The organism is Caulobacter radicis (assembly GCF_003094615.1).
Classification (GTDB): Bacteria; Pseudomonadota; Alphaproteobacteria; order Caulobacterales; family Caulobacteraceae; genus Caulobacter; species Caulobacter radicis.
On sequence record NZ_QDKO01000015.1, the window covers coordinates 115,755 to 140,591 of the forward strand.

Sequence of the window (24,837 nt, forward strand, 5' to 3'; positions counted from 1 at the left end):
GAAAATTCCCCCTATAGGCGAGTTAACCTAAAGATGAATCGCGTGAAAACGCAACGAAGTCGGGTCTCGCATAACCGTGTAAACGAAGTTTGTTCACTATGGCCGAGGCCTCGGAAATTCTTCCCTGGCCGTGCAGGGCCCGGGCCAGGACGTAGAGCGTCTCGGGCGACAGGGTCTCACGGCGCGGTCCCAGCAGGCTGATCGCCTCGGCCGAGCGCCCCTGCGCGAGATGGGCCACGCCGAGCAGCCATTGCTCCAGTTGGGCGTCGCCATCACCCTTCTTTCGGCTCGCCAGCGACTGTTCGATCTCGCGCGCGGCCGCCCTCGCCGTCTCGGGCTTGCCGTCCTTCTCGGCCAGGCGGATCGCCTGCACCCTGAGCTTTCCGTTGAGCCGCGCCATCCAGGCATAGACTTCGGGATTGAGCGACCGCAGTCGCTCGATGCGGCGCACCGCCTCGGCGTGAGCGGCGCGCGCGGCCGGCAGATCGCCTGCGGCGAAGGCGACGTCGAAGGCGTCGAGCTCCACATTGGCCGCGTAGTCCAGCCAGGTGGCGTTCTCCGGATCCAGGGCGGTCAGATCGCGGAAGCCGCGACGGGCCCCATCGACCAGCCGGCGCGCCTCGTCGACGCGGCCCAGGTCCAAAGCACGGCGGGCCAGGGCCAACTGTCCGGCATAGAGCTTAGCGGCCATCGGCCGGTTTTCGGGATCCTTCTTCAGAAGCCCGGCCACGATGGTCTGGGCGATCGCGCGCTGCTCGTAGGCCTTAGCCAGGTTGCCCGATCGATAGTGCGTGTCCGAAAGCCACGCGTGGGCGTCGGCCAAATCCTTCACCGGCTGGACCGCGTCGGGCGACGCCTTGGCCGCCGCCTCGAAGCGGACACGGGCGTCGTCGAAGGCCGCCAGGGCGTCCTTGCCGCGGCCTTCGTCCAGCAGCAGCGTGCCCAGGTTGTTGCGGGCGTAGGCGACTTCCATCCGCCAGTCGAGATTATTGGGATCGAGTTTCGTCAGCCGCTCGGCCAGTTCGCCATAGCGCCGGAAGCCCGCCTCGGCGTCGGCCGTGCGCGCCAGCCGCCAGTCGACATAGGCCAGCCAGAAGACGTTCTGGGCATGGTCGTAGAGGCGCTTTCCGTCCTGCGGGTTGCGGTTCGACAGCGCCTCGGAGGTCAGGGCCGCCTGCGAGAAGGCCTGCCGCGCGCCCTTCAGGTCGCCGCGCTTGTCACGGATCTCGCCGAGCAGGGTCTGGGCCTTGGCCTGTTGCGACAGGTCCTCGTCGTCCAGGTCGCGAGCGTCGACATGCGCGTAGTGCGCCAGGGCCCGCGCGCCGACGCCGTCGAGGACGTCCAGGCGTCCGACCGGCTCCAGCTTCTTGCGCAGGTCGCCCAGCATGTAGGCCACCAGGTCCTCGGCCTCGGCGCGCTGGGCCTCGGCTTCGCGACGGGCGTCGAAGGCGACCACCGCCAGGACTCCGGTGACCACGGCCACGCCGAGCGCGCCGGCGGTGGTCGCCGCCATCCAGCGCGAGCGCCGGCGGGCGTCGCGCTGGATCAGGTTGTCGAGCCGCACGCCCAGCAGGGTGGCGGCCACCTTCAGGAACGCCAGTCGCCGGCCATCGCCGCCCGGACGCAGGTCGGCGGCCAGGGGTTCCCCGCCGGGCGGAAAAGCCTCGCGCAGCACCGGCGGCAGGCAGTCGATGACCTCGCCGCCGCCCTCGGGCGCATCGACCAGCACGCAGATCACCCGCTGCGGACCATGGGTCGACAGGAAGTGACGGATCTCCTCGCCGACCCATTTCGAGCGACGCGAGGCCTCGGAGCAGACGACGATCAGGTGCTCGGAACGATCCAGCGCCTCGCGAATCGCCCCGCCCAGGTCGGCGGCGGCCGAAAGCTCGGCGCGATCACGGAAGATCGGTCGCAGCGGACGCGCGTCCGCCGGGCCCACGCCCCTTGGCGGGCGATAGGCTTCCAGCCTCTTGTGCAGCCAATCGACGAGCTTGCCGTCGCCATGGCTGTAGCTGATGAAGGCCTTGTAGTTTAAGTCCCCCATTGCCCCCTCGACTCTCCCCGTACGCGAACTCAGGAGCGGCGATTATGGACTCTTCCGCGAGCGCCGCCACCGCTGGCGCTTCGAATGCGACGGGCTTCGGCGATCAGGCCTCCCGTCTTCAGGCCCTGGCCGGCTGCCGGCTGCTGCGTCACATGGCGCCGGCCGAGGTGGAAGCCCTGGCCTCGCGCATCGAAATCCTGTCCGTGCGCCGCGGCGCGCGCCTCGTGCAGCGACACGATCCGGGCGGCGCGATCTATGTCGTCGTGCAGGGCCTCCTGCTGGTGAACCAGTACGCACGCTCGGGGCGCGAGGTCGGCTATCGTCGGCTGCAGCCGGGCTCCTATTTCGGCGAGATCGCCGCCATCGACCGCCTGCCGCGCTCGGCCAACGTCACAGCCTTGACCGAGGCGGTGGTCGGCCGCCTGCCCGAGCCGCTGGTCGCCGAACTGATGGCCGGCTCGCCCAACTTCACCCGCGCGGTGATGGAGGACCTGGCGGCCATGGTCCGGGCGCTGAGCAGCCGGGTGTTCGAGCTGAACGCCGTCTCGGCGCCCTGCCGGGTGCAGATGGAACTGCTGCGCCTGGCCACTGACGTCGGCATCGAGGACAACCGCGCCGTCCTGGTGCGCGCGCCCACCCACGCCGAGATCGCCGTCCTGGCCGGCGCCCAGCGCGAGGCCGTGACCCGCGAGCTGAACCGGCTGGAGACCCGCAACCTGATCGCCAAGCAGGGCCGCACCCTGACCATTCTCGATATCGACGGCCTGGTCGCCGAGATCGAGCGCCTGGGCGGGGACGAGCCGGAGCTCTAGTTCCCCGCGCTCTCCTGGAGCGCCCGGGTCACGCCGTTGGTCCAGCCGAAGCCGTCCTGCAGCGGATACTCCCCGCCCCCGCCGGCCTTGGCTTCCTCGACGTCGTACTTTTCCAGCATCTTGCCGCTGGCCCGATATTCGCGCTCGACCGTAGCCAGCCAGCGGTTCGAGACGTCGGAGGCCAAGGCGTTCTCGCCGTAGCGGCGCAGGCCGGCGACGGCCACCCACTGCAACGGCGCCCAGCCATTGGGCGTGTCCCACTGCTGGCCGGTGCGATTGGCGGTGGTCCGCAGGCCGCCCGAGGCCAGCAACTGCGCGCGGGTCACACTCGCCACCGCCTTGGCCTGATCCGGCGAGGCCGCGCCGACGAACAGCGGATAGAGGGTCGCGGCGCTGACGGCGTCGATCCGCTCGCCGCCAGTCCAGAGCCAGTCGAGATAGACACCGCGCGAGGCGTCCCACAGCACCGCGTCCATCGCCGTCTTGCGGGCCTTGGCGCGGCCGGCGAACTCGGCGACGCAGGATTCGTCGGCGATGCGGGCGCAACCGGCGGAGATCCCAGTTTCCAGGCCATACATCAGGCTGTTGAGGTCGACCGGGACGATGGCCGTGGTGCGGATGGTCTTCAGGTGATGGCCGTCCGCCATCCAGCGCGACGAGAAATCCCAGCCGCTCTCGGCCCCGGCCCTCAGGTCGCGGAACACCTCGGCGGGCGGACGGCCCGTGGCCAGCGACGCCTCACGGGCGGTCTCCAGGTCTTCGCGGTAGGACTCGTCGCGCGGCGTGACGCGGTCGTCATAGTAGCGGTTCAGCACCGCCCCGCCCGGCAGGGCGACGACGCGACGCCAGGCCTTGCCCGGCGCCACGGTCTTCTCGCCGTCCATCCAGAAGGCGTGCTCGCGCCGCATCAGGTCGACGCGCGCCTTGACCACCGCCGGATCGCTCGCCTCGGAGAGCCCGACCATGGCGTAGAAGAACGGCGGCTGCGAGCGGCTGAGATAGTAGGTGCGCGCGCCATTGGGGATGTGGCCGTAGACGTCGATCAGGCCGCCGAAGTCGTCGATCATGTTTTCGACCAGGTCCGAACGCCCATCGAGCTTCAGCCCCAGCATCGTGAAGTAGCTGTCCCAGTAGTAGATCTCGCGGAAACGCCCTCCGGGCACGACGAACGGCTTGTCCATCGCCAGGGCCGAACCGCCGGCCACCGGCTTCACCGGATCGCGGGTCAGGTGCGGCCAAAGCTGCGCGACGTGAGCCTTCAACGTGGAGCGCTCGGCGCTGGGCGCGGGCGTCGCCCCGGCCTCCGGCACGACGAAATTGGCGCGCACGAACCGCCTCAGCTCGGCGTCGGTGAAGCGGGCATGGGCGCGATAGTCCTTGAGGATCGCGGCCGGATCGCGCTTGGGCGTGGCGTCCACGAAGGTCTTGCCGTCGGGAAACAGCCGCCGGGTCTGCACCTGGTGGAACAGCTCCTGGTAGGTGTCCGCCGGCGTCGGGATCTCCGCCGCCGGCGTCTGGGCCAAGGCGAACGGCGCGATGGCCGTCCAGGCTGCTGCGGAAACGGCGGCGAGCAGGCGGGCGCGGATCATCGGGGCCTCATCGAAGAAAAAGACGCGGGCCAGCAGGGAGGAAGGCCGGCCCGCGCGCAGGGTCTGTTGCAGGTCAGAACCCGCGAGATCGTCAGAAGTTGTAGCCGACGCTCAGCCGCACAGAGCGGCCAAGGATCGGACGGGCGTTGGCGCCGCTGGTCGAGCGCGGGTCGCCTTCGGTCAGGCCGTGGCTGTCGGTGAGATTGTCGCCGGCGATCTGCACGTCGAAGGCGCCCACCCGGAAGATCGCGCCCAGATCCAGCTTCTCGTAGCCCTTCAGCACCTGGGTATTGGCGTTGTCGCCATAGCGGTCGTCGACGGCGCTGAGCGTGCCGTAGAAGGTGGCGTCCACGGTTCCCAGCTGCACGTCCCAGCTGGGCGTGAAGCGGATCTGCCAGTCGGGCTGGCGCTGGGCGCTGTTGCCGGCGTTGGCGGGGATCGAGGACTGCTTGATCTCGGTCTTCTGGAAGGTGCCGTTCAGCGCCAGCGACAGGCCGAAGTCCGACCGCCAGCGGCCGTCGAGTTCGATGCCGTGGGCCTTGTTGGTGTTGCTTTCCTGGATGCCGCCGACGTCGGCGAACTTGGCGCCCTTGAACTCGTTGGCGAAGCCCGTGGCGTAGAGCTCGAACGGCCCGCTGCGCAGCTTGTAGCCCAGCTCGTACTGGTCGACCTTCAGGGTGTCGGTCAGGTTTTCGCGGAAGTTGTCGAAGCTGGGGAACTTGTAGCCCCGCGAATAGCGCACAAAGACGCCCGACACGTCGTTGAGGTCGTAGTTGGCGCCCACCGTGTAGGAGGTCTTGCTCTGGCTGTAGTCGGTGGTGCGGATGGCCAGGCCGTCGGGATAGCCGGCGCCGTCGTCGACCACGTAGTCGGTCTTGAACCGTTCGCGGCGCACGCCGAGGTCGATGCGAAGGGCTTCAGTGGCCTGCCAGGCGTCGGCCAGATAGAGCGCGTCCACCCGCCCGTCGCCGGCCGAGACCAGGCCGTAGTTCCAGCAGCCCGTGCCGCTGCCGGCCGTGGCCAGGTTGGCGCAGCTGACATTGGCGGCCAGGTAGTCGCCGTTGGCCTTGACCTGCATCGGCCGGAAGTTGCCGATCGTCCAGAAGTCGTCGGATGAGAAGCTGGAGGCGTAGTAACCGGCCGAGACCTCGTGGGTCCCGAAGGACTTGGAGACGCTGAAGTCGTTGGTCAGCGCCTCGATCTCCTTCTCGACGATCCAGGCGCCCCAGGCCTGCACGTAGTCGTTGGCGCCCAGCGTGGTCCCGCCGCGCGTCACCACCGGGCCGCCGATGACGGTCGCGACGGACGCGGCCGTCACCGCCCCGCCGTCCGGCACCAGGCCGTAGGTGTTGGCGTCGCCCTTGGTGAAGCTGAAGCGGTCGCGCACCGTCCAGCCGTCGCCGAACTCGTGCTCGAAGCTGCCGCCGGCGACATAGCCCTTCCAGCCGCGGCCATCGGCCAGGTCGAAGCCGCGGGTCGCGCCGTTGGCGTGCACCTGCAGGGTCTGGTGACGCGAAAGCTCGCCCAGCTGGGTGTAGGTCCCCTTGTCGACGCCGGGTACGTTGATGGCGAACGGCAGGTACCAGGCGCCGTGGTCGTCGGTGGCGCGGGCATAGAGGTTGATCTTGCCGTTCTCCAGCTTCTTGGTGAGGTTCACCGTGAACTGCTGGCCCTTCTCGCTGTCGAACTGGGTGTCGCGGATGCCCGGCGAGCGGGCGACGTAGCCGCCGACCATGAAGAACAGGTCGTCGGACAGCTTGCCGCTGACCACGCCGTCGACGCGGCGCAGGCCGTAGTCGGAGGTCGAGGCCTTCACCAGGCCCTTGGTCTCCTCGCCGCCCTCCTTGAGCATGAAGTTGGTCGTCAGGCCCGGCTGGCCGTTGGAGAAGATCGGGTTGGGACCGCCGCGCAGCGCCTCCATCCGCGAGATGGTCTCGTCGACGCGGAAGATCGACGAGTTCTCGAGGAACGACAGGGTCGAGGGCGGATAGATCGGCGCGCCCTGCAGCTGGATGGTCAGGAACTCGGCGTCGCCGGTGGCGGGGAAACCGCGCACGAAGACGTTGGCGCCGGCCACGCCGCCCGAGGTCTCGACCCAGACGCCGGGCACCAGGGCCAGCAGTTCGGCGCTCGACTTGGGCGAAGCCTTGGTGATGTCGGCGGCGTTGACGGTGCTGACCGCGAAGCTGGCCGACAGCTTGTCGATGCCCGCGCCGCCGGGGGTGCCGACGACGATGACCTCTTCCACCTCCGAAGGCGCCTCGGGCTGGGCCGGGGGCTCGGCGGCGACGGCCGGGGAGGCCTGGGCCGTGGCGCTGGCGGCGACCAGCAGGCCGCGGCCGCGGATGGCGTAGACGCCGCTGGCCGTGGGCTGGGCCACCATGTCGGACCCAGCCAACAGGCGCTTGAGACCCTCGTCGGCGGAATAGCTGCCCTTCAGGCCGGCGCTGCGCTTGCCGCGCAGCTGGGTCTCGTCGAAGGCCAGCTGCTGGCCGGACACGCGACCAAAGGCGCGCAGGGCGCCGCCCAGGTCCTGGGCAGGAATGTCGAAGCTGTAGGTCGTCCGCGCCTGGGCGTAGCCGGCGGTCGGTGCGATCAGGGCCGCCAGGACGGCGGCGGCGGTGGTGGAGCCCCAGACGAGGCGGCGGTCGAAGCTCTTGCGCATCACTTCCCTCCCTCGCGCCGATCATTGTTCTTTGGCGGCGCTTTGGTCAGTGAGACGCCTCAGTCGGCGGAAGACTCACCAGCGCCGCTGATCTTTTTTTGCCCCCGGTCACTTTGGCCCCGGTCGATCCGCAGCACCGTCTCGCCCGAAGCCGGCTCGGCCCGCACCGGCAGCACGGCCGTGACGCCGTCGACGAAGGCGCGCGTATCGCCCGAGGTGAAGACGCCGCTGATCTTCAGCCGTCCCACCGCCGGATCGGCGATCCGCAGCTTCTCGCGAGCGTAGCGGTTCACCCGCTCGACGGCGAGGTCCATGGGCTCGTCCTGGAACACCAGCTGGCCGCTCTCCCACGAGGCGGCGCGCGACGGATCGGTGGCCGAGACAACCGTGGCCCCGGACGTCGTCGAGGCGACCAGTTCGTGGTCCGGCGTCAGCAGGCGCTCGGCCGGCGCGCCGTCGACCTTCAGCGACGGCGGCGGACGGCCACGACCGCCCTCCCCGTCCAGCACGGCCACGTGGCCCTCGTAGAGCACCACGCGCATCTGGCCCGGCAGGCGCTCGACGCTGAACGTCGTGCCCGTGGCGACCACCAGCTTGCCGTCGGCGGCCACCGAGAACGGTCGCAGCGGATCCTTGGCCACCGAGAACTTGGCGCGCCCCTCGTCCAGCCACAGCCGGCGACGCCCGCCGTCGTAGCGCACGCGCAGCACGGTGGCCGCATCCAGAGAGGCGCGCGAGCCGTCAGGCAGTTCGACGATGCGGCGCTCGCCCTCGGTGGTGCGATAGACGTCCGGCAGGCTGGCCCGCCAGGCAAGGCCGCCGCCGGCCAGGGCCGCCACGAGGCAGGCGGCGACGGCGCCGCCGATCACCGCGCGACGCCCAGGCCTGCGCGACCACCGCGCCTGCTGGGCCCGGCGCAGGTCTTCCAGGGCCTCGCCGCGCAGGGCGACCATGCCGGGGCTCATGGCCTGCTCGTCCACCGCGCGCCAGGCCGAAACGGCATCGTCCAGCAGCTCCCGATGCTGCGGATCGGCGGCGAACCAAGCTTGCAGGTCGTCGTACTCCGCCGGCGACAGCTCGCCCTCGGCCAGGCGCACGCACCAGGCGGCGGCCGCGTCCAGGGCCTCCTCGGCAGACGTGTGGCTCATGTCTGGACCGCTCATTCCCCGGCCCTCGTACGCTTGGTCAGGTGGCCCATGGCCTTGAGAATATGCTTCTGCACGCCGCTGGTGGTCATGCCGTAGAGCTGCGCCAACTCGGCCTGCTTCATGCCCTCCAGCCGGAACAGCAGGAAGATGGCGCGGGTGCGCTCGGGAAGCTCACGCAAGGCGTCCGACACCTCGCCCAGGCGCTCGCGGCCCATCAGCACGCGGGCCGGATCGAGGGGCTCCAGGTCCAGCGGCTCGGCGCGGAGCTCGGCGCTATAGCTCGACCTCACACGCTCGCGTCTTGCCCTGTCCCGCAGCAGGTTGGCGGCCATCTGGAAGATGTAGGCGTCGGCGTTGTCCATCGTCCGCTCGCCGTCGGACAGGGCCAGCTTGGCGAACAGCTCCTGGGTCATGTCCTCGGCGTCGCTGTGGCTGGCGGCGCGGCGCATGAAGAACGCCATCAGCGCGGGCCGATAGCGCCGATCCAAGCTCCCCAGGTCCTGTTCACTCTTGGCCCGCACGGTCCGTCTCGACAGCTTTCCCGGAGTGCATGACGCACATCCTCGCCGGATGCACACCAGCGGGCGACGATTTTCTCGTCTCAGGTTCCGGTCAGTCGCTTGAGACGATCCCGCAGCGGCGTCTCCACCCAGCGCCAGGCCGCCCAGGACGCCGTCGGCAGCACGAAGAAGGCCAGCACGCAGAACCACAGCGGCAGGTCGCGCTTCCAGCCGTTCGGATAGATCGAGATCATCACGTACCAGCACGCCCAATGCAGGGCGTAGAGCGGGTAGGACACCCCGCCCAGCCGCTCGCACAGCTTGGCCAGCCGGCCGCCGGGATCATAGGCGCCCAGCAGCACCAGAACCGGAAACAGCAAGGCGGTGCAGGCGAAGTCGTAGAGGCCGTTGGCCACCGAGCTGGGCCAGACCGGCAGGAACAGCACAACCAGCAGCAGCGCCGCAGGCAGCCAGGTCTTGCGGGTGGCGAAGGCGGCGCGATGGCGCCAGCACATCCAGCCGATGGCGAAGGGAAAGGCCGCGCGCAGCACGCCCAGGCCGAAGGTCGCCTGGTCCCAGCCGGTCTGCAATCCGCCCATGCCGATGGCCACGAACAGCAGGGCCGCGCCCGACATCAGGATGAACATGATCACCGCCATGTCGGGCGCGCGGCGGAACGGATACCAGGCCAGGCTGACGAGCACCTCCAGGCACAGCGACCAGGCCAGCGGGTTGAAAGGGAACAGCGACGGGAAGGTGCCCGCCTCCATCGGCGCGAACTTGGGGATCAGCAGCAGGCCCTTGGCGAAGTCGGCCCAGGTCTCGGCGTCGCCCCTGCCGGTCAGCAGCGCGCCGGCCACCGTGGCGATGGCCAGCATCGGCCAGACCCGCACCCAGCGGGCGACCAGGTACTTGCCGAACCCCATCCGGCGCTGCTCGAAGGCGTGGGCCAGCACGAAGCCGCTGAGGCAGAAGAAGAAATCGACCGCCAGGTAGCCGTGGGCGAAATGCCCGCGCCGCCCCGACCAGTCGGCGATGTGGTAGAGCAGCACGCCCAGGGCCGCGACGCCGCGCAACCCGTCCAGGGCGGTGAACCGTCCTTCATCCCTGGTCGCCGCGATCGTCACCCGATGTTGGTGTCACGATGCGGGGGCGTGGGGCAACCCCTTACCGCCCCACCCTTTTCGTCATCCCGGCCGCAGCGAAGCGAAGAGCCGGGACCCAGGAGCGGCCGCAATGCGCCAGCTACTGCTTGCGGATCCAAACGTCGCGCCCGGTCCCCTGGGTCCCTGGTCTGCGGCGCTTCGCGCCTTCGCCAGGGATGACGATGTTTGGGTGGGCGGCAAGTAAGGAGCCAAGCTACCCCAGCCGCTTGATCGCCGCCTTCAGGGCCCTGCCCGCCTCCGCATAGTCGGCCCAGGCCGTGCTCTTGCCGATCAGGTCGGGCGCGGTGCGGATCGTGAACCGCGTCGGATCAAGGCCCGCCTTCACCTGCGTCCAGTTCAGCGGCATCGACACCGTCGCCCGCGGCCTCGCCCGCGCCGACAGCGGGGCCACCGCCGTGCTGGTGCGGTCGTTGCGCAGGTAGTCGAGGAAGATGCGGCCTGCCCTCGCCTTCTTGCTCATGGTGATCAGGTAGCGGTCGGGCTCGTCGGCGGCCATGCGGGCGCAGACCTCGCGGGCGAAGGCCTTGGCCTGGTCCCAGGGAACCTTGTCCGACAGGGGCGTGACCACGTGCAGGCCCTTGCCGCCGGTGGTCTTGCAGAACGAGACGAGGCCCAGTTCCTCAAGCCGGTCGCGCATCTCGCGAGCAGCGACGATGACATCGTCGAAAGTCAGTTCCGGCGCCGGATCGAGGTCGAAGACCAGCCGGCCGGCGACCTCGGGATCGCCGGGCTGGCAGTTCCAGGGATGGATCTCGACAGCGGCGATCTGGGCGGCGGCGACCAGGGCCTCGACCCGGTCGAACTTGATGTAGGGCTGGCGATCGCCTTTGACCGTCACGGTCTCGATCAGCGACGACATCCCGCGCATGGCGTGGCGCTGGAAGAAGGTCTCGCCGCCGACGCCGTCGGGCACGCGGATCACCGACGCCGGGCGTCCCTGGATGTGCGGCAGCATCCACTCTCCCACCACCTCGTAGTAGCGGGCGAGGTCGAGCTTGGTCGCCGGCTCGCCGTCGCCGGCGTCGGGCCACAGCGGCTTGTCGGGCTTAGAGATCGCGACGCCCAGCACGACGCTATTCGACCTGGCGGTCGCCTTCGGCGCCGGCTCGGCCAATTCCGCCTTGCCGGCCGGCACGGGGTCGGCCTCGACCTCCGAAGCGGGCTTATCCTCGCGCAGGCCCTTGAAGGCGGCCTGGCGGATCGCGCCCTCGCCGGTGAAGCCGGCATACTCGATCTCGGCCACCAGCTTGGGCTTCACCCAATGGATGTTGGCGGCGTCGCGCGGCGCGCCCCGCCCTTCGAACGGCGAGCGGTCGGTCTCCAGCGCCTTCAGCTTCGGCAGCAGCGTGGCGACCTTGTCCTTGCCAAAGCCCGTGCCGACGCGGCCGACATGCACCAGCCTGCCGTCGCGCATCACCCCGGCGATCAGCGAGCGGAAGGCCGTTCCCGTCGTGGTCCAGCCGCCGATCACCACCTCGTGGCCAGCCCGGCACTTGGCCTTGGTCCAGGTCTCGCTGCGCCCCGAACGATAAGGGGCGTCGAGCCGCTTGGAGATGATCCCCTCCAGCTCCAGCTTGCAGGCCGACAGCAGCACCGCGTCGCCCGCCGTCTCGAAATGGTCGACATAGCGCAGGCGAGGTTCGTCCTCGCCCAGCAGCGCCTTCAGCCGAGCCTTGCGCTCGCGCAGCGGCAGGCTCCGCAGATCCTCGGCCCCTTCGAACAGCAGGTCGAAGGCGAAGAAGATGATCTCGCCCTCCCCGCCCTCGGCCAAGGCCGCCTGCAAGGCCGCGAAGTCGGGCTGGCCGGCCTCGTCCAGCACTACGGCCTCGCCGTCGATGATCGCGTCGGGCAGGTCCGCGGCCGCCTCGGCGACCCCGGCGAACCTGTCGGTCCAGTCCAGGCCCTTGCGGGTTCGCAAGCTAGCGCGGCCGTCCTCGACGCGCAGTTGCAGGCGATAGCCGTCGAACTTGATCTCGTGGCCCCAGCCTTCGCCCGCCGGGGGGGGATCGACCGACTTGCACAGCTGGGGCTCGATGAAGCGCGGCATGGCGTCGGCCTTGGTCGCTCCGGCCTTCTTGGCCGGCGCGAAGCTGCGCGTCTCCTCGGCTTCCTTGGACAGCGCCTCGCGTTCGGCCCTCGTGCGGGATTTCCACACCGCGTCCGCCTTGCCCTTGGACTTGAGGATGAAGGGCTTGGGCGCCTTGCCTTTTCCGGCAGCGATATCCGCCATGCTGCGGCTTGAGGCGATCGAGCGGTCTTCCTCCAGGACGGCGTCTCCCTTTCCCGGCCTGGCCGCCTCGTCCTGGTGCTTGATCAGCAGCCAGTTGCTGCGCCTGCCCTTTCCGTCCTTGGCGTTGCGGTCGTGCTTCATGCGCACCAGCACCCAGCCGCCGTGCAGGCGCTCGCCCTCCAGCACGAACTTCAGCTCGCCCTTCTGCAGCGCCTTGCCGACGTCCTCGAAACCCTTCTCAGGCGCCCAGTAGCCGCGGTCCCACAGCTGCACCGTGCCGCCGCCGTACTGGCCCTTGGGTATCGTCCCCTCGAAGTCGCCGTAGTCGAGCGGGTGGTCCTCGACCTCCACCGACAGCCGCTTGTCGGCCGGATCCAGCGACGGCCCCTTGGTCACCGCCCAGGATTTCAGAACCCCGTCGACCTCCAGCCGGAAGTCGTAGTGCAGGCGGGTGGCGTCGTGCTTCTGGATGACGAATCGCAGGTGCGGCGCGGCCGCCACGGCGCGCTCGCCGCTGGGCTCGGCGGTCTTCTTGAAGTCGCGCTTGCGGCGGTATTCGGTCAGTTGCGACTGCGCCATTTTCCCGATCCCTGTCTGAAAACAAGAGTCTCCGAGCGCATGAACGGTTCCCCTCCGCGCCGTGACGTGTTTCAGTGGACCAATTGTCAATGACACCGGTTTCCATTAGAGACAGCGCAGGTCCGACGAACGGGCCAGCCATGAGTAATTCGAGGGAGGCTACGCGGCGTGACCGTTTCTGAGGCGCAAAGCGACCTATTCGCACCGGCGTCGATCGCCCCCCAATTCGTTGAAGCCCGACAGAAGGGCGTTTCGGTTCCCGGCTATCCCGGCGGCGCCCTGCCCCAGTCGATGGCCGACGGCTACGCGGTGCAGGACATCGCCATCGACCTATGGCCCGACGAGCTGGTCGGCTGGAAGGTCGGCCTGGTTCCCCCGCAGCACCGCGAGCGCCTGGGCGTCGACCGCCTGGCCGGCTGCATCTTCAAGAAGAACGTCTGGGACGCCGGCGCCGAGCCGACCCCGTTCCGCGCCATCGCCGGCGGCTTCACCGCCGTCGAGGCCGAGTTCATCATCCGCCTGTCCAAGGACGCGCCCGAGGGCAAGACCGAGTGGACGGCGGAAGAAGCCGCCGACTATGTCGGCGAGCTGATCCTCGGCGTCGAGATCGCCGGCAGCCCGCTCAAGACCATCAACGAGCTGGGCCCGCCCATCGTCGTCTCCGACTTCGGCAACAACGACGGCCAGATCCTGGGTCCGGTCATCGAGAACTGGCGCGAGATCGGCTGGGAAGCCATGCCGGCAGAGACCTTCGTCAACGGCGTGAGCGTCGGCAAGGGCGGCGCGACCTCGATCCCCGGCTCGCCGCTGGCGGCCCTGGCCTTCCTGCTCGGCCACGTCGCCTCGCGCGGCCGGCCGCTGAAGAAGGGCATGCTGGTCACCACCGGCGCCAGCACCGGCATCCACGACGTAGCGGCCGGCGACGAGTCGACCATAAGCTTCGGCCCGCTGGGCGAGGTCCGCTGCAGGGCGGTCCCCGCCTGACGGCGGGCCGCCGCAAAACAACAAACCAGAACAAAGACTAGGGTAAGGAAGACGAAGTCCATGGACGTATCCGCGGCCCCCGCGCCGTCTGAAAAGATCGGGCGCTATCGCTGGGTGATCGTCAGCCTGCTGTTCGCGGCGATGGTCATCAACTATGTGGACCGGCAGACCATCGGCCTGCTCAAGCCGAATCTCTCCAAGGAGTTCGGCTGGAGCGAGGGCGACTACGCCGACCTCGTCTTCTACTTCCAGCTCTCCTACGCCATCGCCTACCTGGCGTGGGGCAAGATCATGGACAAGATCGGGGCCCGCTGGGGCTTCGGCATCGCCTTCGCCATCTGGCAGATCGCCCACATCGCCCACGCCGGCGCGCGCGGACTGTCGGGCTTCATCTTCGCCCGCATGGGCCTGGGCGTCGGCGAGGCCGGCGGCTTCCCGGGCGGCATCAAGGCCGTGGCCGAATGGTTCCCCAAGAAGGAACGAGCCTTCGCCACCGGCATCTTCAACGCCGGCACCAATATCGGCGCCATCGTCACCCCGCTGGTCGTGCCGGGCATCACCCTGGCCTTCGGCTGGCAGATGGCCTTCATCGTCACCGGCGTCGCCGGCCTGGTCTGGCTGCCGATCTGGCTGCTGGTCTACCGCCGCCCGCGCGAACACAAGAAGCTGGGCGCGGCCGAACTGGCCCATATCGAGCAGGATCCGGCCGACCCCGTCGAGAAGATCGGCTGGGCCAAGCTGCTGACCAAGCGCGAGACCTGGGCCTACTCGCTCGGCAAGTTCCTGATCGACCCGATCTGGTGGATGTTCCTGTTCTGGCTGCCTGACTTCCTGGGCAAGCGCTACGGCCTGGACCTCAAGACCTTCGGCCCGCCGCTGATCGCCATCTACCTGCTGAGCGACGTCGGCAGCGTCGGCGGCGGCTGGCTGTCGTCGAACCTGATGAAGCGCGGCTGGAGCATCAACGCCGCCCGCAAGACGACCATGCTGGTCTGCGCCCTGCTGGCCGTGCCGGTGATGTTCGCCTCGTTCGCCAGCAACGTCTGGCTGGCCGTGCTGATCATCGGCGTGGCGACCGCGGCCCACCAGGGCTTCTCGGCCAACCTCTACACCCTGCCCTCCGACGTCTTCCCGCGCGCCGCCGTCGGCTCGGTGGTCGGCATCGGCGGCATGCTGGGCGCCCTGGGCGGCATGGTGTTCTCCAAGTACATCGGCAAGGTGCTGGAGGACATCGGCACCTACACCCCGATCTTCGTGGTCGCCGGCACGGCCTATCTGGTCGCCCTGCTGGTGGTGCACCTGCTGAGCCCCAAGATGGAGCCGGTGAAGATCTGATCTTCGCCCCTCCGCTGAGATCGAGCCCCCGGACGCAGCCGCGCCGGGGGCTTTTTCGTTGTGCATTTCGCCCGCCGGCGCCGTGACCTCGCCGCGATCACGGCCTAGATTGGATGTATGACAACGTTGTCTCCCACTACGACCGCCCCGCTCAACGTCGCCCTCGTCGGCTACGGCTATGTCGGCAAGACCTTTCACGCCCCGCTGATCACCACGACGCCGGGCCTCGTCCTGCACACGGTGGTGTCGAGCGACCCGGCCAAGGTGCTTGCCGACCACCCGGAAGCCAGGGTCGTCGCCAGCCTCGACGAGGCGCTGGCCGATCCGGCGATCGACCTGGTGGTGATCGCCACCCCCAACGACCTGCACGCCCCGCAGGGCCAGGCGGCCCTCTCCGCCGGCAAGCACGTGGTGATCGACAAGCCGTTCACCGTCACGCTGGACGAGGCCCGCGCCCTGATCGCCTCGGCCGAGACCCATGACCGCCTGCTGTCGGTGTTCCACAACCGTCGCTGGGACGCCGACTTCCTGACGCTCAAGGGCCTGATCGCCGATGGCGCGCTGGGTGAGGTGACGCAGTACGAAAGCCACTTCGACCGCTTCCGCCCCGTGGTCCGCGACCGCTGGCGCGAGCGAGCGGGTCCGGGCGCCGGCGCCTGGTTCGACCTTGGCCCGCACCTGCTGGACCAGGCGCTGCAACTGTTCGGCGCGCCGCTGGCGGTCAACGCCGACATCGGCGTCCAGCGCCAGGGCGCGGGGGCCGACGACTATTTCCACGTGACGCTGCGCTATCCGGCCCTGCGGGTGATCCTGCATGGCAGCCTGCTGACCGCCGCGGCCGACCTGCGCCTAGCCGTGCACGGCACGAAGGGCAGCTTCGTCAAGCAGGGCCTCGACGCCCAGGAAGATGCGCTCAAGCGCGGCCTCACCCCCGCCGACGAGGGCTTTGGCCTGGATCCCCGCCCCGGGACCCTGACCCGCGCCGACGGCGACGCCCTGACCAGCGAGGTCGTCGAAGGCCGGCGCGGCGACTACGCGGCCTATTACGCCGGCGTCCGCGACGCGATCCTGACCGGCGCGGCCAATCCCGTCCCGGCCCGCGAGGCCCTGCAGGTGATGGAGCTTCTGGACCTGGCCGCCCGCTCGGCCGCCGAGCGCCGCGAGCTTTCGGTCGAGGCCGCCCGATGAATTGCAAGGACGACCTGGACCGCATCGCCGCCCAGGAGGCCAGCCTGGTCTTCCCGCGCTTCGACCTCGACGCCGCCTGGGCCCTGGGCGCGGGCCTGCGCGACGCGGCCCTGGCCCGCAAGGCGCCGCTAGCCATCGACATCTCGCTGCGCGACCGGCCGCTGTTCCACGCCGCCCTGCCCGGCTCGACCGGCGAGAACGCCGACTGGATCCGCCGCAAGCGCAACACCGTGCTGCATTTCTCCAAGAGTTCGTACGGGATCGGCCTGGCCCTGGCGGCCAAGGGCGAGACGCTCGAGGCCAAGCACGGCCTGCCGACGCGGGACTACGCCGCCCACGGCGGCGGCTTTCCGCTGCTGGTGAAGGGCCTGGGTTGCATCGGCGCGGTCACCGTCTCGGGCCTGCCGCAACGCCAGGACCACGTGCTGGTGGTCGAGGCCCTGGCGCTTGTGCTGGGCAAGGAGCTGGACGACCTAGCGCTGGGGTAGCCTGGAAGGAACCTCCCCCTGTGGGGGAGGCGATCGCGAAGCGATCGGTGGGGGGACGTGGCCGCGAGCCTTCCTCCAAAGCGGAGGCTGAAAATGCCCCCCCTCCGGCCCTTCGGGCCACCTCCCCCAGAGGGGGAGGATCTTTGCCCAGTCCCCACTTTTCGCGCACGGCCTAGCCTCCCCCGCCCGCCGCCCCTAAAAACGGACTCGCCGTTTTCGTGGGGACCTCGACATGCGCCGCCGCACCTTCTTCGCCGCCCTGCCCGCCGTCGCCTTCGCGGGGCAGGCCCTGGCGCAGTCGCAGATCATCACCGGTCCCAACCCGAACCGTAAGCGCCCCGACGTGCATGGCGGCGACCGGGTGGACGGCGCCAGCTTCGCCTCGCGCTCGGCGGCCTGGGGGATCCACGGCGCGGCGGCCACCGCCCATCCGCTGGCGACCCAGGCGGCGATCGCCGTGCTGAAGAAGGGCGGCTCGGCGGCCGACGCGGCCGTGGCCGCCAACGCCATGCTGGGCCTGTGCGAGCCGATCGCCTGCGGCATAGGCGGCGACGCTTACGTGCTGCTGTGGGACCCGAAGACACGCAAGGTGGTGGGCCTGAACGGCTCGGGCCGCTCGCCCAAGGGCCTGTCGCTGGAAACGGTTCGCGGTCGCGCCAGGGACGGCAAGATCCCCTCCTACGGCGCCGTCAGCGTCAGCGTGCCCGGCGCGGTCGACGCCTGGCGGGCCCTGCACGAGCGCTACGGCAAGCTCAAGTGGGCCGAACTGTTCGAGCCGGCGATCGCCACCGCCGAGGAAGGCCACCCGATCACCCAGAACGTCGCCTTCTACCTGGCGGGCAGCCATCGCCGCTTCACCAATCCGGCGTCCAACATCGAGGAGGTCGAGAACTTTAAGAAGGTCTGGGCGTCCGAGGGCAAGACCCCGGTCGAGGGCGAGATCTTCAAGAACCCGGCCCTGGCCCGCACCTATCGCCTGATCGCCCAGGGCGGCGGCCGGGCCTTCTACGAGGGCGAGATCGCATCGACGATCGAGACCTATTTCAAGCGTATCGGCGGCTGGATGACCAAGGCGGACCTAGCGGCCCACCGCTCGGTCTGGACCACGGTGCACACCACCGGCTACCGCGGCGTCGACGTCCACGCCCTAGGCGACAACACGCAAGGGCTGGCCACCCTGCAGGTGCTCAATATCCTTGAGCAGTTCGACGTGGCGGGCATGGGCTTCCAGTCGGCCCAGGCGATCCACCACGCCGTCGAGGCCAAACGCCTGGCCTATGAGGACCGCGCCCGCTTCTACGCCGACCAGGACTTCTACAAGTCGCCGATCGAGTGGCTGATCTCCAAGGACTACGCCAAGGAGCGCGCCAAGCTGATCCGTCCCGACAGGATCTGGACGCCGAGCTATCCGGGCACGGCGCCCAGCAAGGGCGACACCACCTATTTCACCACCGCCGACAAGGACGGGATGATGGTGTCGATCATCCAGTCGAACTATCGCGGCATGGGTTCGGGCCTGATGCCCGACGGCCTGGGCTTCATGTTCCAGGACCGGGGCGAGCTGTTCGCCCTGACCGACGGCCATCCCAACGTCTATGCGCCCGGCAAGCGCCCCTTCCAGACGATCATTCCGGGCTTCGCCACCCGCAAGGGCGAGCCGTGGCTGAGCTTCGGGGTCATGGGCGGCGACATGCAGCCCCAGGGCCAGACCCAGATCATCAGCAACATGGTCGACTTCGGCCTGGGCGTGCAGGAGGCCGGCGACGCCCCGCGCTGGCACCATGGCGGCTCGCCCGAGCCGACCGGGATCGCCGCCGAGGACATCGCCGCGCTCGATCTGGAAAGCGGCGTTCCGGCCGCCACCCGCAAGGCGCTGGAGGCCATCGGCTGGAGCCTCAAGACCGACGCGGGCGGCTACGGCGGCTATCAGGCCATCGAACGCTGGCCGGGGCGCTATGCGGCCGCGACCGAGATGCGCAAGGACGGGGTCGCGCTGGGGTACTGAGGTCCCGAAAGGAACCTCCCCCTGTGGGGGAGGCGATCGCGTAGCGATCGGTGGGGGGAGCAGGTGATGAGTTTCCAAGGCCTCGAAAGCTGAGAACGCCCCCCTCCGTCGCCTTCGGCGACACCTCCCCCAGAGGGGGAGGATCTCTCAAGCGGCACAAGAATTGCGGCTTGAATCCGGCAGAAACGGCGCCATTCCGGGTCAGGAGGAACCACGTTCGAAACCTCCCGTTACTTATCCCGACAAGGATAAGCTGAGGAGGACCCAAATGCCTGCCTTGAACCTCGATGGTCCTGAACCCGCGATCGCCAATGCTGGCGACGGTTCGGCCCTGTTTCCGCAAGCTCCCGTCTACGCGCGCACCTCGACGCGCAAAAAGAAGTCTTCCAGCAACCTGCCTCTGCTGATCGGCGCGCCCGTCGCGGTGGTCGCCGTCGGCGCCCTGGCCTGGGGGATCATGAGCAATCAGGCCCAGGCCCCGGCCTCGCCGGACGAAGGCCTGAAGGTCGCCGAAGCCGAGGCGGTTCCTACGCCCGCGCCGGCGCCGACCCCTGCTCCGATGCCCGAACCCGCCGCAGCGACGCCCGCTCCCGCTCCCGCGGCTCGCGTAGAAGTGGCCCGCGCCGAGCCGCGCCCGGCCGCCCGTCGCGCGACTCGCCCGGCGCCGGTCGAAAGCGCGCCGTCGGCCGAGGAGGCTTCGAGCAACGTCAGCGCCACGGTTCCGGCCCCGACGCCGGCTCCGGCGCCCGCCGCCCCGGCGGCGATAGTCGCCGAACCGGCTCCGCTGGCCGTGCCCGCGCCCACCCCGGCTCCGGCCCCGCAGCCGGTCGTTCCGGTGGTCCCGGTGACGCCGAACACGCCGCAGTAATGTCCTGAAAGACGAAGGGCGGCTCCATCGCTGGAGCCGCCCTTTTTTCTCGCGCGTGATCCTCGCCCTTCGACAAGCTCAGGGTGAGGATCAATTTCGAAGCCTGCACTGAAACCTCATCCTGAGCTTGTCGAAGGAGAGGTTTCACGTATTCACATCACCACCACTTGTCGGCCTTGGCCGTGAAGCCGGCGGCCTTTTCGATGGCGCCGGCCACCGAGAACACCGTGCCTTCGTCCAGCGGCTTGCCGATGATCTGCAGACCCAGCGGCAGGCCGTTGGCGTCCAGGCCGGCGGGCAAGGACAGGCCCGGCAGGCCCGCCAGGTTGGTCGTCACGGTGAAGACGTCGTTCAGGTACATGGCGATCGGGTCGCTGCTGTTCTCGCCCAGGCCGAACGCCGCGGACGGCGCGGTCGGGGTGAGGATGGCGTCGACCTTGGTCCAGGCGTTGTCGAAGTCCTCGGCGATGCGGCGGCGAACCTTGAGCGCCTTCAGGTAGTAGGCGTCGTAGTAGCCGGCCGACAGCACATAGGTGCCGATCAGGATGCGACGCTTGACCTCGTCGCCAAAGCCGGCGGCGCGGGTGTTTTCGTAGATTTCGGCGAGGTTGGCGCCCTCTTCGCGCAGGCCGTAGCGCATGCCGTCATAGCGGGCGAGGTTCGACGAAGCCTCGGCCGGCGCGACGATGTAGTAGGCCGGCAGGGCGTACTTGGTGTGCGGCAGGCTGATCTCGACGATCTCACAGCCGGCTTCCTTCAGCCAGGCGACGCCGTCGTCCCACAGCTTCTGGATCTCGGCCGGCATGCCGTCGACGCGGTATTCCTTGGGCACGCCGATCCGCAGGCCCTTGACCGACTTGCCGACGAACTGGGTGAAGTCCGGCGTGGCGATGTCGAGGCTGGTGGAGTCCTTCTCGTCGTGGCCCGACATCGAGTTCAGCAGCAGGGCCGCGTCCTCGACGGTCTTGGCGATCGGGCCGGCCTGGTCCAGCGAGCTGGCGAAGGCCACCACGCCCCAACGCGAGCAGCGGCCGTAGGTCGGCTTGATACCGACGGTGCCGGTGAAGGCGGCCGGCTGGCGGATCGAGCCGCCGGTGTCGGTGGCGGTGGCGCCCAGGCACAGGTCGGCGGCGACAGCCGCGGCGCTGCCGCCCGACGAACCGCCCGGCGTCAGGGCCTTGTTGCTGTCCTTGGCGCGCCACGGGTTGGTGACCGGGCCGAAGTAGCTGGTCTCGTTCGACGAGCCCATGGCGAACTGGTCGAGGTTCAGCTTGCCCAGCATCACCGCGCCGTCGCGCCACAGGTTCGACGTCACGGTCGACTCGTAGGCCGGGACAAAATTTTCGAGGATCTTCGAGCAGGCCGTGGTGCGCACGCCCTTGGTGCAGAAGAGGTCCTTCACGCCCAGCGGCGCGCCGTCCAGCGGGCCGGCCTCGCCCTTGGCGCGGCGCTCGTCCGAGGCGGCGGCCATCTCCAGCGCCTGCTCCGGGGTCTCCAGGATGTAGGCGTTGAGGCCGCGGGCGGCTTCGACGGCGTCGATGTGGGCCTGGGTCAGCTCGACCGAGGTGAACTCCTTGGCGGCCAGGCCGTCGATGGCGCCCTTGAGGGTGAGCTTGGTAAGGGCGCTCATTATTCGACCACCTTGGGCACGACGAAGAAGTTGGAGACGGTCTTGGGGGCGTTGCCGGTCACGACTTCCGGCTCGCCGCCCATGGTGACGACGTCGTCGCGCAGCGGCAGGCCGGCGGCCACGACGCTGGTCAGCGGCTCTGCGCCGTCGGTGTCGACCTCGGCCAACTGCTCGATCCACGTCATGATCCCGTTGAGCTCCTGCGTCAGAGCTTCGATGCGCTCTTCGGGTTCGGCGATGCGGGCGAGCCGGGCGACCTTGCGGACGGTCGCGGCGTCGATGGCCATGGGGCCTTCTCCAGTCAGATGAGTAATCAGCGCGCGCTGACAATTCGAAGGGGTGGGTTACCCGCCTAGCCTTGTCTTTGACAAGCCCGACGGCTCGCGCACGGGGCTTTTCCTCGCCTGAAGGCCCGCGAAGCGCTAGAAGCCGCCCATGCCCGTTCTCGACATCGAAGAATTCTCCGCCGCCATTCCCGACTACAAGCCGGTCATCGGCCTGGACCCCGGCGAAAAGACCATCGGCGTGGCCGTGTCCGACGTGACCCTGACGGTCGCCAGCCCGCTGACCGTGATCCACAAGACCAAGTTCACCCAGGACGCCGCGGCCCTGTTCGACATCATCGACTACCGCAAGGTCGCCGGGATCGTCATCGGACTGCCCGTCAACATGGACGGCACCGAGGGCGTGCGCTGCCAGTCCAACCGCGCCCTGGCCCGCAACCTTCTGCGCCTGCGCCCCGACCTGACCATCACCTTCTGGGACGAGCGCCTGTCGACGGCGGCCGTGACCCGCGTGCTGATCGACGAGCACGACGTCAACCGCAAGCGCCGCGGCGAGGTCGTCGACAAGATGGCCGCCGGCTGGATCCTGCAAGGCGCCCTGGAGCGGATGCGGGGGATCCGAGGGGAGCCGTAAGCTCCCCTAGTCCCCATCCAGTTTGCGAATGAAATCCGCGATCCAGTGTCCGAGGAGGTTTTTCGCCGCTACGGCGAGCACTCCACCCAAAAACTGGAGAAGCCATTTCGGGGAGCATGCAGCCACCTTGGCCGACGGATCTTGAGCGCTCATTGCGCTTCATCCTTCTATGGGGGGCGGGCGTCTCTCGACGCTCGCTGTAGAAGCCGGGAACGCTGGCTCCACACCTTGGTATGCCGAGGTACATCGTGGTGCGAAAGGGGTGATCTTTGAAAAAACGGCACCTCCTTCCCTTCCCGCCCAAAGCCGCCTATGACGCGGGCTCATGACGGCTTCAGCCCATGACCCCAGCGCGGCGATCGAGACGATCCGCAAGCGCCTCTTCTCGTTCCCCAAGCGGCACTTCCTTTCGGCGGGCGATCTCAACGCTCCCCAGGCGGCCGACCTTCTGGACCTGGCCGACGCCTTCGTGGCGTTGAACCGGCAGACGTCCAAGTCCCTCGACCTGCTCAAGGGACGGACGCTGATGAACCTGTTCTTCGAGAACAGCACCCGCACCCAGAGCTCGTTCGAGCTGGCCGGCAAGCGGCTGGGCGCCGATGTCGTCAACATGAACCCCAAGACCTCGTCGGTGGCCAAGGGCGAGACCCTGATCGACACGGCCGTGACGCTGAACGCGATGCGGCCCGACCTCTTGGTGGTGCGCCACGCCTCGTCGGGTGCGGCGTCCCTGCTCAGCCAGAAGGTCAGCGGCAGCGTCGTCAACGCCGGCGACGGCCAGCACGAGCACCCGACCCAGGCCCTGCTCGACGCCCTGTCGATCCGGCGGGCCTTCGGCCGCGTCTCGGGCCTGACCGTGGCCATCTGCGGCGACGTGTTGCACAGCCGCGTGGCCCGCTCGAACGTCGCCCTGCTCCAGATCCTGGGCGCCAGCGTGCGCCTGGTGGGTCCGCCCACCCTGATGCCGGCCCAGGCCGAGCGCTGGGGCGTGACCGTGCACCACGACATGAAGTCGGGCCTGGCCGGCGCCGACGTGGTGATGATGCTGCGCCTGCAGCTGGAGCGGATGCAGGGCGGCTTCGTGCCCTCGACCCGCGAATACTTCCGCTTCTACGGCCTCGACCGCGAGAAGCTGTCGCGCGCCGCGCCGGGGGCCAAGGTCATGCACCCGGGGCCAATGAACCGGGGTGTCGAGATCGACAGCGACGTGGCCGACGATCCGGCCGTCAGCCTGATCCAGGACCAGGTCGAGATGGGCGTCGCCGCCCGCATGGCCGTGCTCGCCGCCCTCGCCCACCGTCTCGAGGAGGAAGGCCGATGACCGCGCCCCAGCCGCTCGCCTTCGTCAACGCCCGCCTCGTCGATCCCGAGAGCGGCTATGACGGTCCCGGCGGCGTCATCGTCTCCGAAGGCGTCATCGCCGACGTGGCCAAGGGCCGCGAGTTCGGCAAGCTGTCCAAGGGCGTGCGCGTCGTCGACTGCGGCGGCGCCATGCTGGCGCCCGGCCTGATCGACCTGCGGGTCAAGACCGGGGAACCGGGCGCGGAGACCAAGGAAACCCTGGCCAGCGCCGCGCGCGCCGCCGCGGCCGGCGGCGTGACCAGCTTCGTCGTCCAGCCCGACACCGATCCGGCGGTCGACGACCCCAGCACGGTCGACTTCCTGCTGCGCCGGGCCCGCGACATCGACACCGCCCGCATCCTGTGCGCCGGCGCGGCCACCAAGGGCCTGCGCGGCGAGGAGATGGCCGAGATCGGCCTGATGCGCGAGGCCGGCTGCGTCTACGTCACCGACGCCGACAGGCCGATCGCCGACAGCAAGGTGTTCCAGCGCCTGCTCTCCTACGCCAGGGGCTTCGACACCATCCTGGCCCATCGCCCGCTCGACCCCTGGCTGGCCAAGGGTGGCGCGGCCACCGGCGGCGAGTTCGCCGCGCGCATGGGCCTGCCGTCGATCTCGCCGATGGCCGAGCGGATCATGCTGGAGCGCGACGTCGCCCTGCTGGAAGCCACCGGCGGGCGCCTGCTGGTCGACCAGTTGACCAGCGCCCAGGCGCTGGAAACCCTGGGCCGCGCCAAGGCCAAGGGCCTGCGCATCCACGCCAGCGTGTCGATCAACCACCTGAGCTTCAACGAACTGGACATCGGCGACTACCGCAGCTTCGCCAAGCTGACCCCGCCCCTGCGCGGCGAGGACGACCGCCAGGCGCTGATCGAGGCCCTGGCCTCGGGCCTGATCGACATCGTCGTCTCGGCCCACGCCCCGGCCCCGGCCGAGGACAAGCGCCTGCCGTTCGACCAGGCCGCGCCGGGCGCGGTCGGCCTGGAAACCCTGCTGCCGGCGCTGCTGGGCCTCTATCACGACGAGCGCCTGCCCCTGATCGACCTGATCCGGGCGGTGACCCTGGCCCCGGCCAGCTTGCTTGGCCTGCAGACCGGCCGCATCGCTCCGGGCGCGCCGGCCGATCTGGTGCTGTGCGACCTCGACGCGCCGATCATCGTCGACGCGGCCAAGCTGCTCTCGAAGTCGAAGAACTCGCCGTTCGACGGCCGCAGGCTGCAAGGCCAGGTGCTGATGACCATCGTCGACGGCCGGATCGTGCACCGCGCCGAGGGCTGAGCCCCCGGAAATCCTCTGGTTGAAACACGCGCAGCCCCTTAGGTTGCGCGTGTAACCTGGGGGCTT

19 protein-coding genes and 1 pseudogene are annotated in these 24,837 nt (G+C 69.3%); 11 read left to right on the plus strand and 9 right to left on the minus strand.

Annotated elements, in window-relative coordinates; genetic code table 11:
• Positions 1-22 precede the first annotated feature (22 nt).
• Positions 23-2,047: a toll/interleukin-1 receptor domain-containing protein gene (locus DDF62_RS09260; RefSeq protein ID WP_116488850.1), complete on the minus strand. Its 2,025-nt coding sequence runs from the start codon at positions 2,045-2,047 to the stop codon at positions 23-25.
• A gap of 44 nt (positions 2,048-2,091) precedes the next feature.
• Here DDF62_RS09260 and DDF62_RS09265 point away from each other — a divergent pair, with 44 nt between their 5' ends.
• Entirely contained in the window at positions 2,092-2,859 is a 768-nt protein-coding gene (locus DDF62_RS09265; protein WP_244286775.1) for a Crp/Fnr family transcriptional regulator, read from the plus strand.
• Here the strand turns inward: DDF62_RS09265 and treF are convergent.
• From treF to ligD, 6 genes are all read right to left on the minus strand, one after another.
• Entirely contained in the window at positions 2,856-4,448 is a 1,593-nt protein-coding gene (gene treF, locus DDF62_RS09270; protein ID WP_116488851.1) for an alpha,alpha-trehalase TreF, read from the minus strand. The genes DDF62_RS09265 and treF overlap by 4 nt on opposite strands.
• Positions 4,449-4,539: 91 nt before the next feature.
• Complete coding sequence (locus DDF62_RS09275; protein WP_116488852.1) at positions 4,540-7,113, minus strand: TonB-dependent receptor; 2,574 nt, start codon at positions 7,111-7,113, stop codon at positions 4,540-4,542.
• A gap of 59 nt (positions 7,114-7,172) precedes the next feature.
• Positions 7,173-8,261 carry a FecR family protein gene (locus tag DDF62_RS09280; protein ID WP_116488853.1) on the minus strand — a complete coding sequence of 363 codons (1,089 nt, stop codon included), beginning with the start codon at positions 8,259-8,261 and terminating at the stop codon, positions 7,173-7,175.
• An 11-nt stretch (positions 8,262-8,272) separates the two neighbouring features.
• A complete protein-coding gene (locus DDF62_RS09285) occupies positions 8,273-8,782 on the minus strand; it encodes an RNA polymerase sigma factor (RefSeq protein ID WP_116488854.1) in 510 nt (169 codons plus the stop codon).
• A gap of 80 nt (positions 8,783-8,862) precedes the next feature.
• Entirely contained in the window at positions 8,863-9,888 is a 1,026-nt protein-coding gene (locus DDF62_RS09290; protein WP_244286776.1) for an acyltransferase family protein, read from the minus strand.
• Positions 9,889-10,120: 232 nt separating this feature from the next.
• Positions 10,121-12,736 (minus strand): DNA ligase D, encoded by a 2,616-nt coding sequence (gene ligD, locus DDF62_RS09295; protein ID WP_116488855.1) that lies wholly within the window; start codon positions 12,734-12,736, stop codon positions 10,121-10,123.
• Between the two features lie 168 nt (positions 12,737-12,904).
• On the opposite strand from ligD, the gene DDF62_RS09300 reads away from it, so the two are divergent.
• The 7 genes and pseudogenes from DDF62_RS09300 to DDF62_RS26635 form a co-directional block, all read left to right on the plus strand.
• Entirely contained in the window at positions 12,905-13,720 is an 816-nt protein-coding gene (locus DDF62_RS09300) for a 2-keto-4-pentenoate hydratase (protein WP_116488856.1), read from the plus strand.
• Positions 13,721-13,780: 60 nt separating this feature from the next.
• Complete coding sequence (locus DDF62_RS09305; RefSeq protein WP_116488857.1) at positions 13,781-15,055, plus strand: MFS transporter; 1,275 nt, start codon at positions 13,781-13,783, stop codon at positions 15,053-15,055.
• Positions 15,056-15,172: 117 nt separating this feature from the next.
• Positions 15,173-16,243: an oxidoreductase gene (locus DDF62_RS09310; protein WP_116488858.1), complete on the plus strand. Its 1,071-nt coding sequence runs from the start codon at positions 15,173-15,175 to the stop codon at positions 16,241-16,243.
• On the plus strand, positions 16,240-16,731 hold the full coding sequence (locus DDF62_RS09315) for a heme-degrading domain-containing protein (protein ID WP_116488859.1): 492 nt from the start codon (positions 16,240-16,242) through the stop codon (positions 16,729-16,731). The genes DDF62_RS09310 and DDF62_RS09315 overlap by 4 nt, the downstream gene beginning before the upstream one ends.
• A gap of 232 nt (positions 16,732-16,963) precedes the next feature.
• Positions 16,964-18,736 carry a gamma-glutamyltransferase family protein gene (locus DDF62_RS09320; RefSeq protein ID WP_116488860.1) on the plus strand — a complete coding sequence of 591 codons (1,773 nt, stop codon included), beginning with the start codon at positions 16,964-16,966 and terminating at the stop codon, positions 18,734-18,736.
• Positions 18,737-19,004: 268 nt separating this feature from the next.
• Entirely contained in the window at positions 19,005-19,604 is a 600-nt protein-coding gene (locus DDF62_RS09325) for a hypothetical protein (RefSeq protein WP_116488861.1), read from the plus strand.
• 55 nt (positions 19,605-19,659) lie between these two features.
• Positions 19,660-19,742, plus strand: a pseudogene (locus tag DDF62_RS26635) (hypothetical protein); the annotation flags it as partial.
• A 19-nt stretch (positions 19,743-19,761) separates the two neighbouring features.
• Here the strand turns inward: DDF62_RS26635 and gatA are convergent.
• Positions 19,762-21,234: an Asp-tRNA(Asn)/Glu-tRNA(Gln) amidotransferase subunit GatA gene (gene gatA / locus DDF62_RS09330; RefSeq protein ID WP_116488862.1), complete on the minus strand. Its 1,473-nt coding sequence runs from the start codon at positions 21,232-21,234 to the stop codon at positions 19,762-19,764.
• Positions 21,234-21,521 carry an Asp-tRNA(Asn)/Glu-tRNA(Gln) amidotransferase subunit GatC gene (gene gatC, locus DDF62_RS09335; RefSeq protein WP_116488863.1) on the minus strand — a complete coding sequence of 96 codons (288 nt, stop codon included), beginning with the start codon at positions 21,519-21,521 and terminating at the stop codon, positions 21,234-21,236. The genes gatA and gatC overlap by 1 nt, the downstream gene beginning before the upstream one ends.
• A gap of 148 nt (positions 21,522-21,669) precedes the next feature.
• On the opposite strand from gatC, the gene ruvX reads away from it, so the two are divergent.
• The 3 genes from ruvX (at position 21,670) to pyrC (ending at position 24,771) form a co-directional block, all read left to right on the plus strand.
• Complete coding sequence (gene ruvX / locus DDF62_RS09340; RefSeq protein ID WP_101719669.1) at positions 21,670-22,152, plus strand: Holliday junction resolvase RuvX; 483 nt, start codon at positions 21,670-21,672, stop codon at positions 22,150-22,152.
• 325 nt (positions 22,153-22,477) lie between these two features.
• Positions 22,478-23,473, plus strand: a complete 996-nt coding sequence (locus tag DDF62_RS09345) for an aspartate carbamoyltransferase catalytic subunit (protein WP_101715586.1) — start codon at positions 22,478-22,480, stop codon at positions 23,471-23,473.
• Positions 23,470-24,771, plus strand: a complete 1,302-nt coding sequence (pyrC, locus tag DDF62_RS09350; RefSeq protein ID WP_116488864.1) for a dihydroorotase — start codon at positions 23,470-23,472, stop codon at positions 24,769-24,771. Before DDF62_RS09345 ends, pyrC begins: the two co-directional genes overlap by 4 nt.
• The last annotated feature ends 66 nt before the right edge of the window (positions 24,772-24,837 follow it).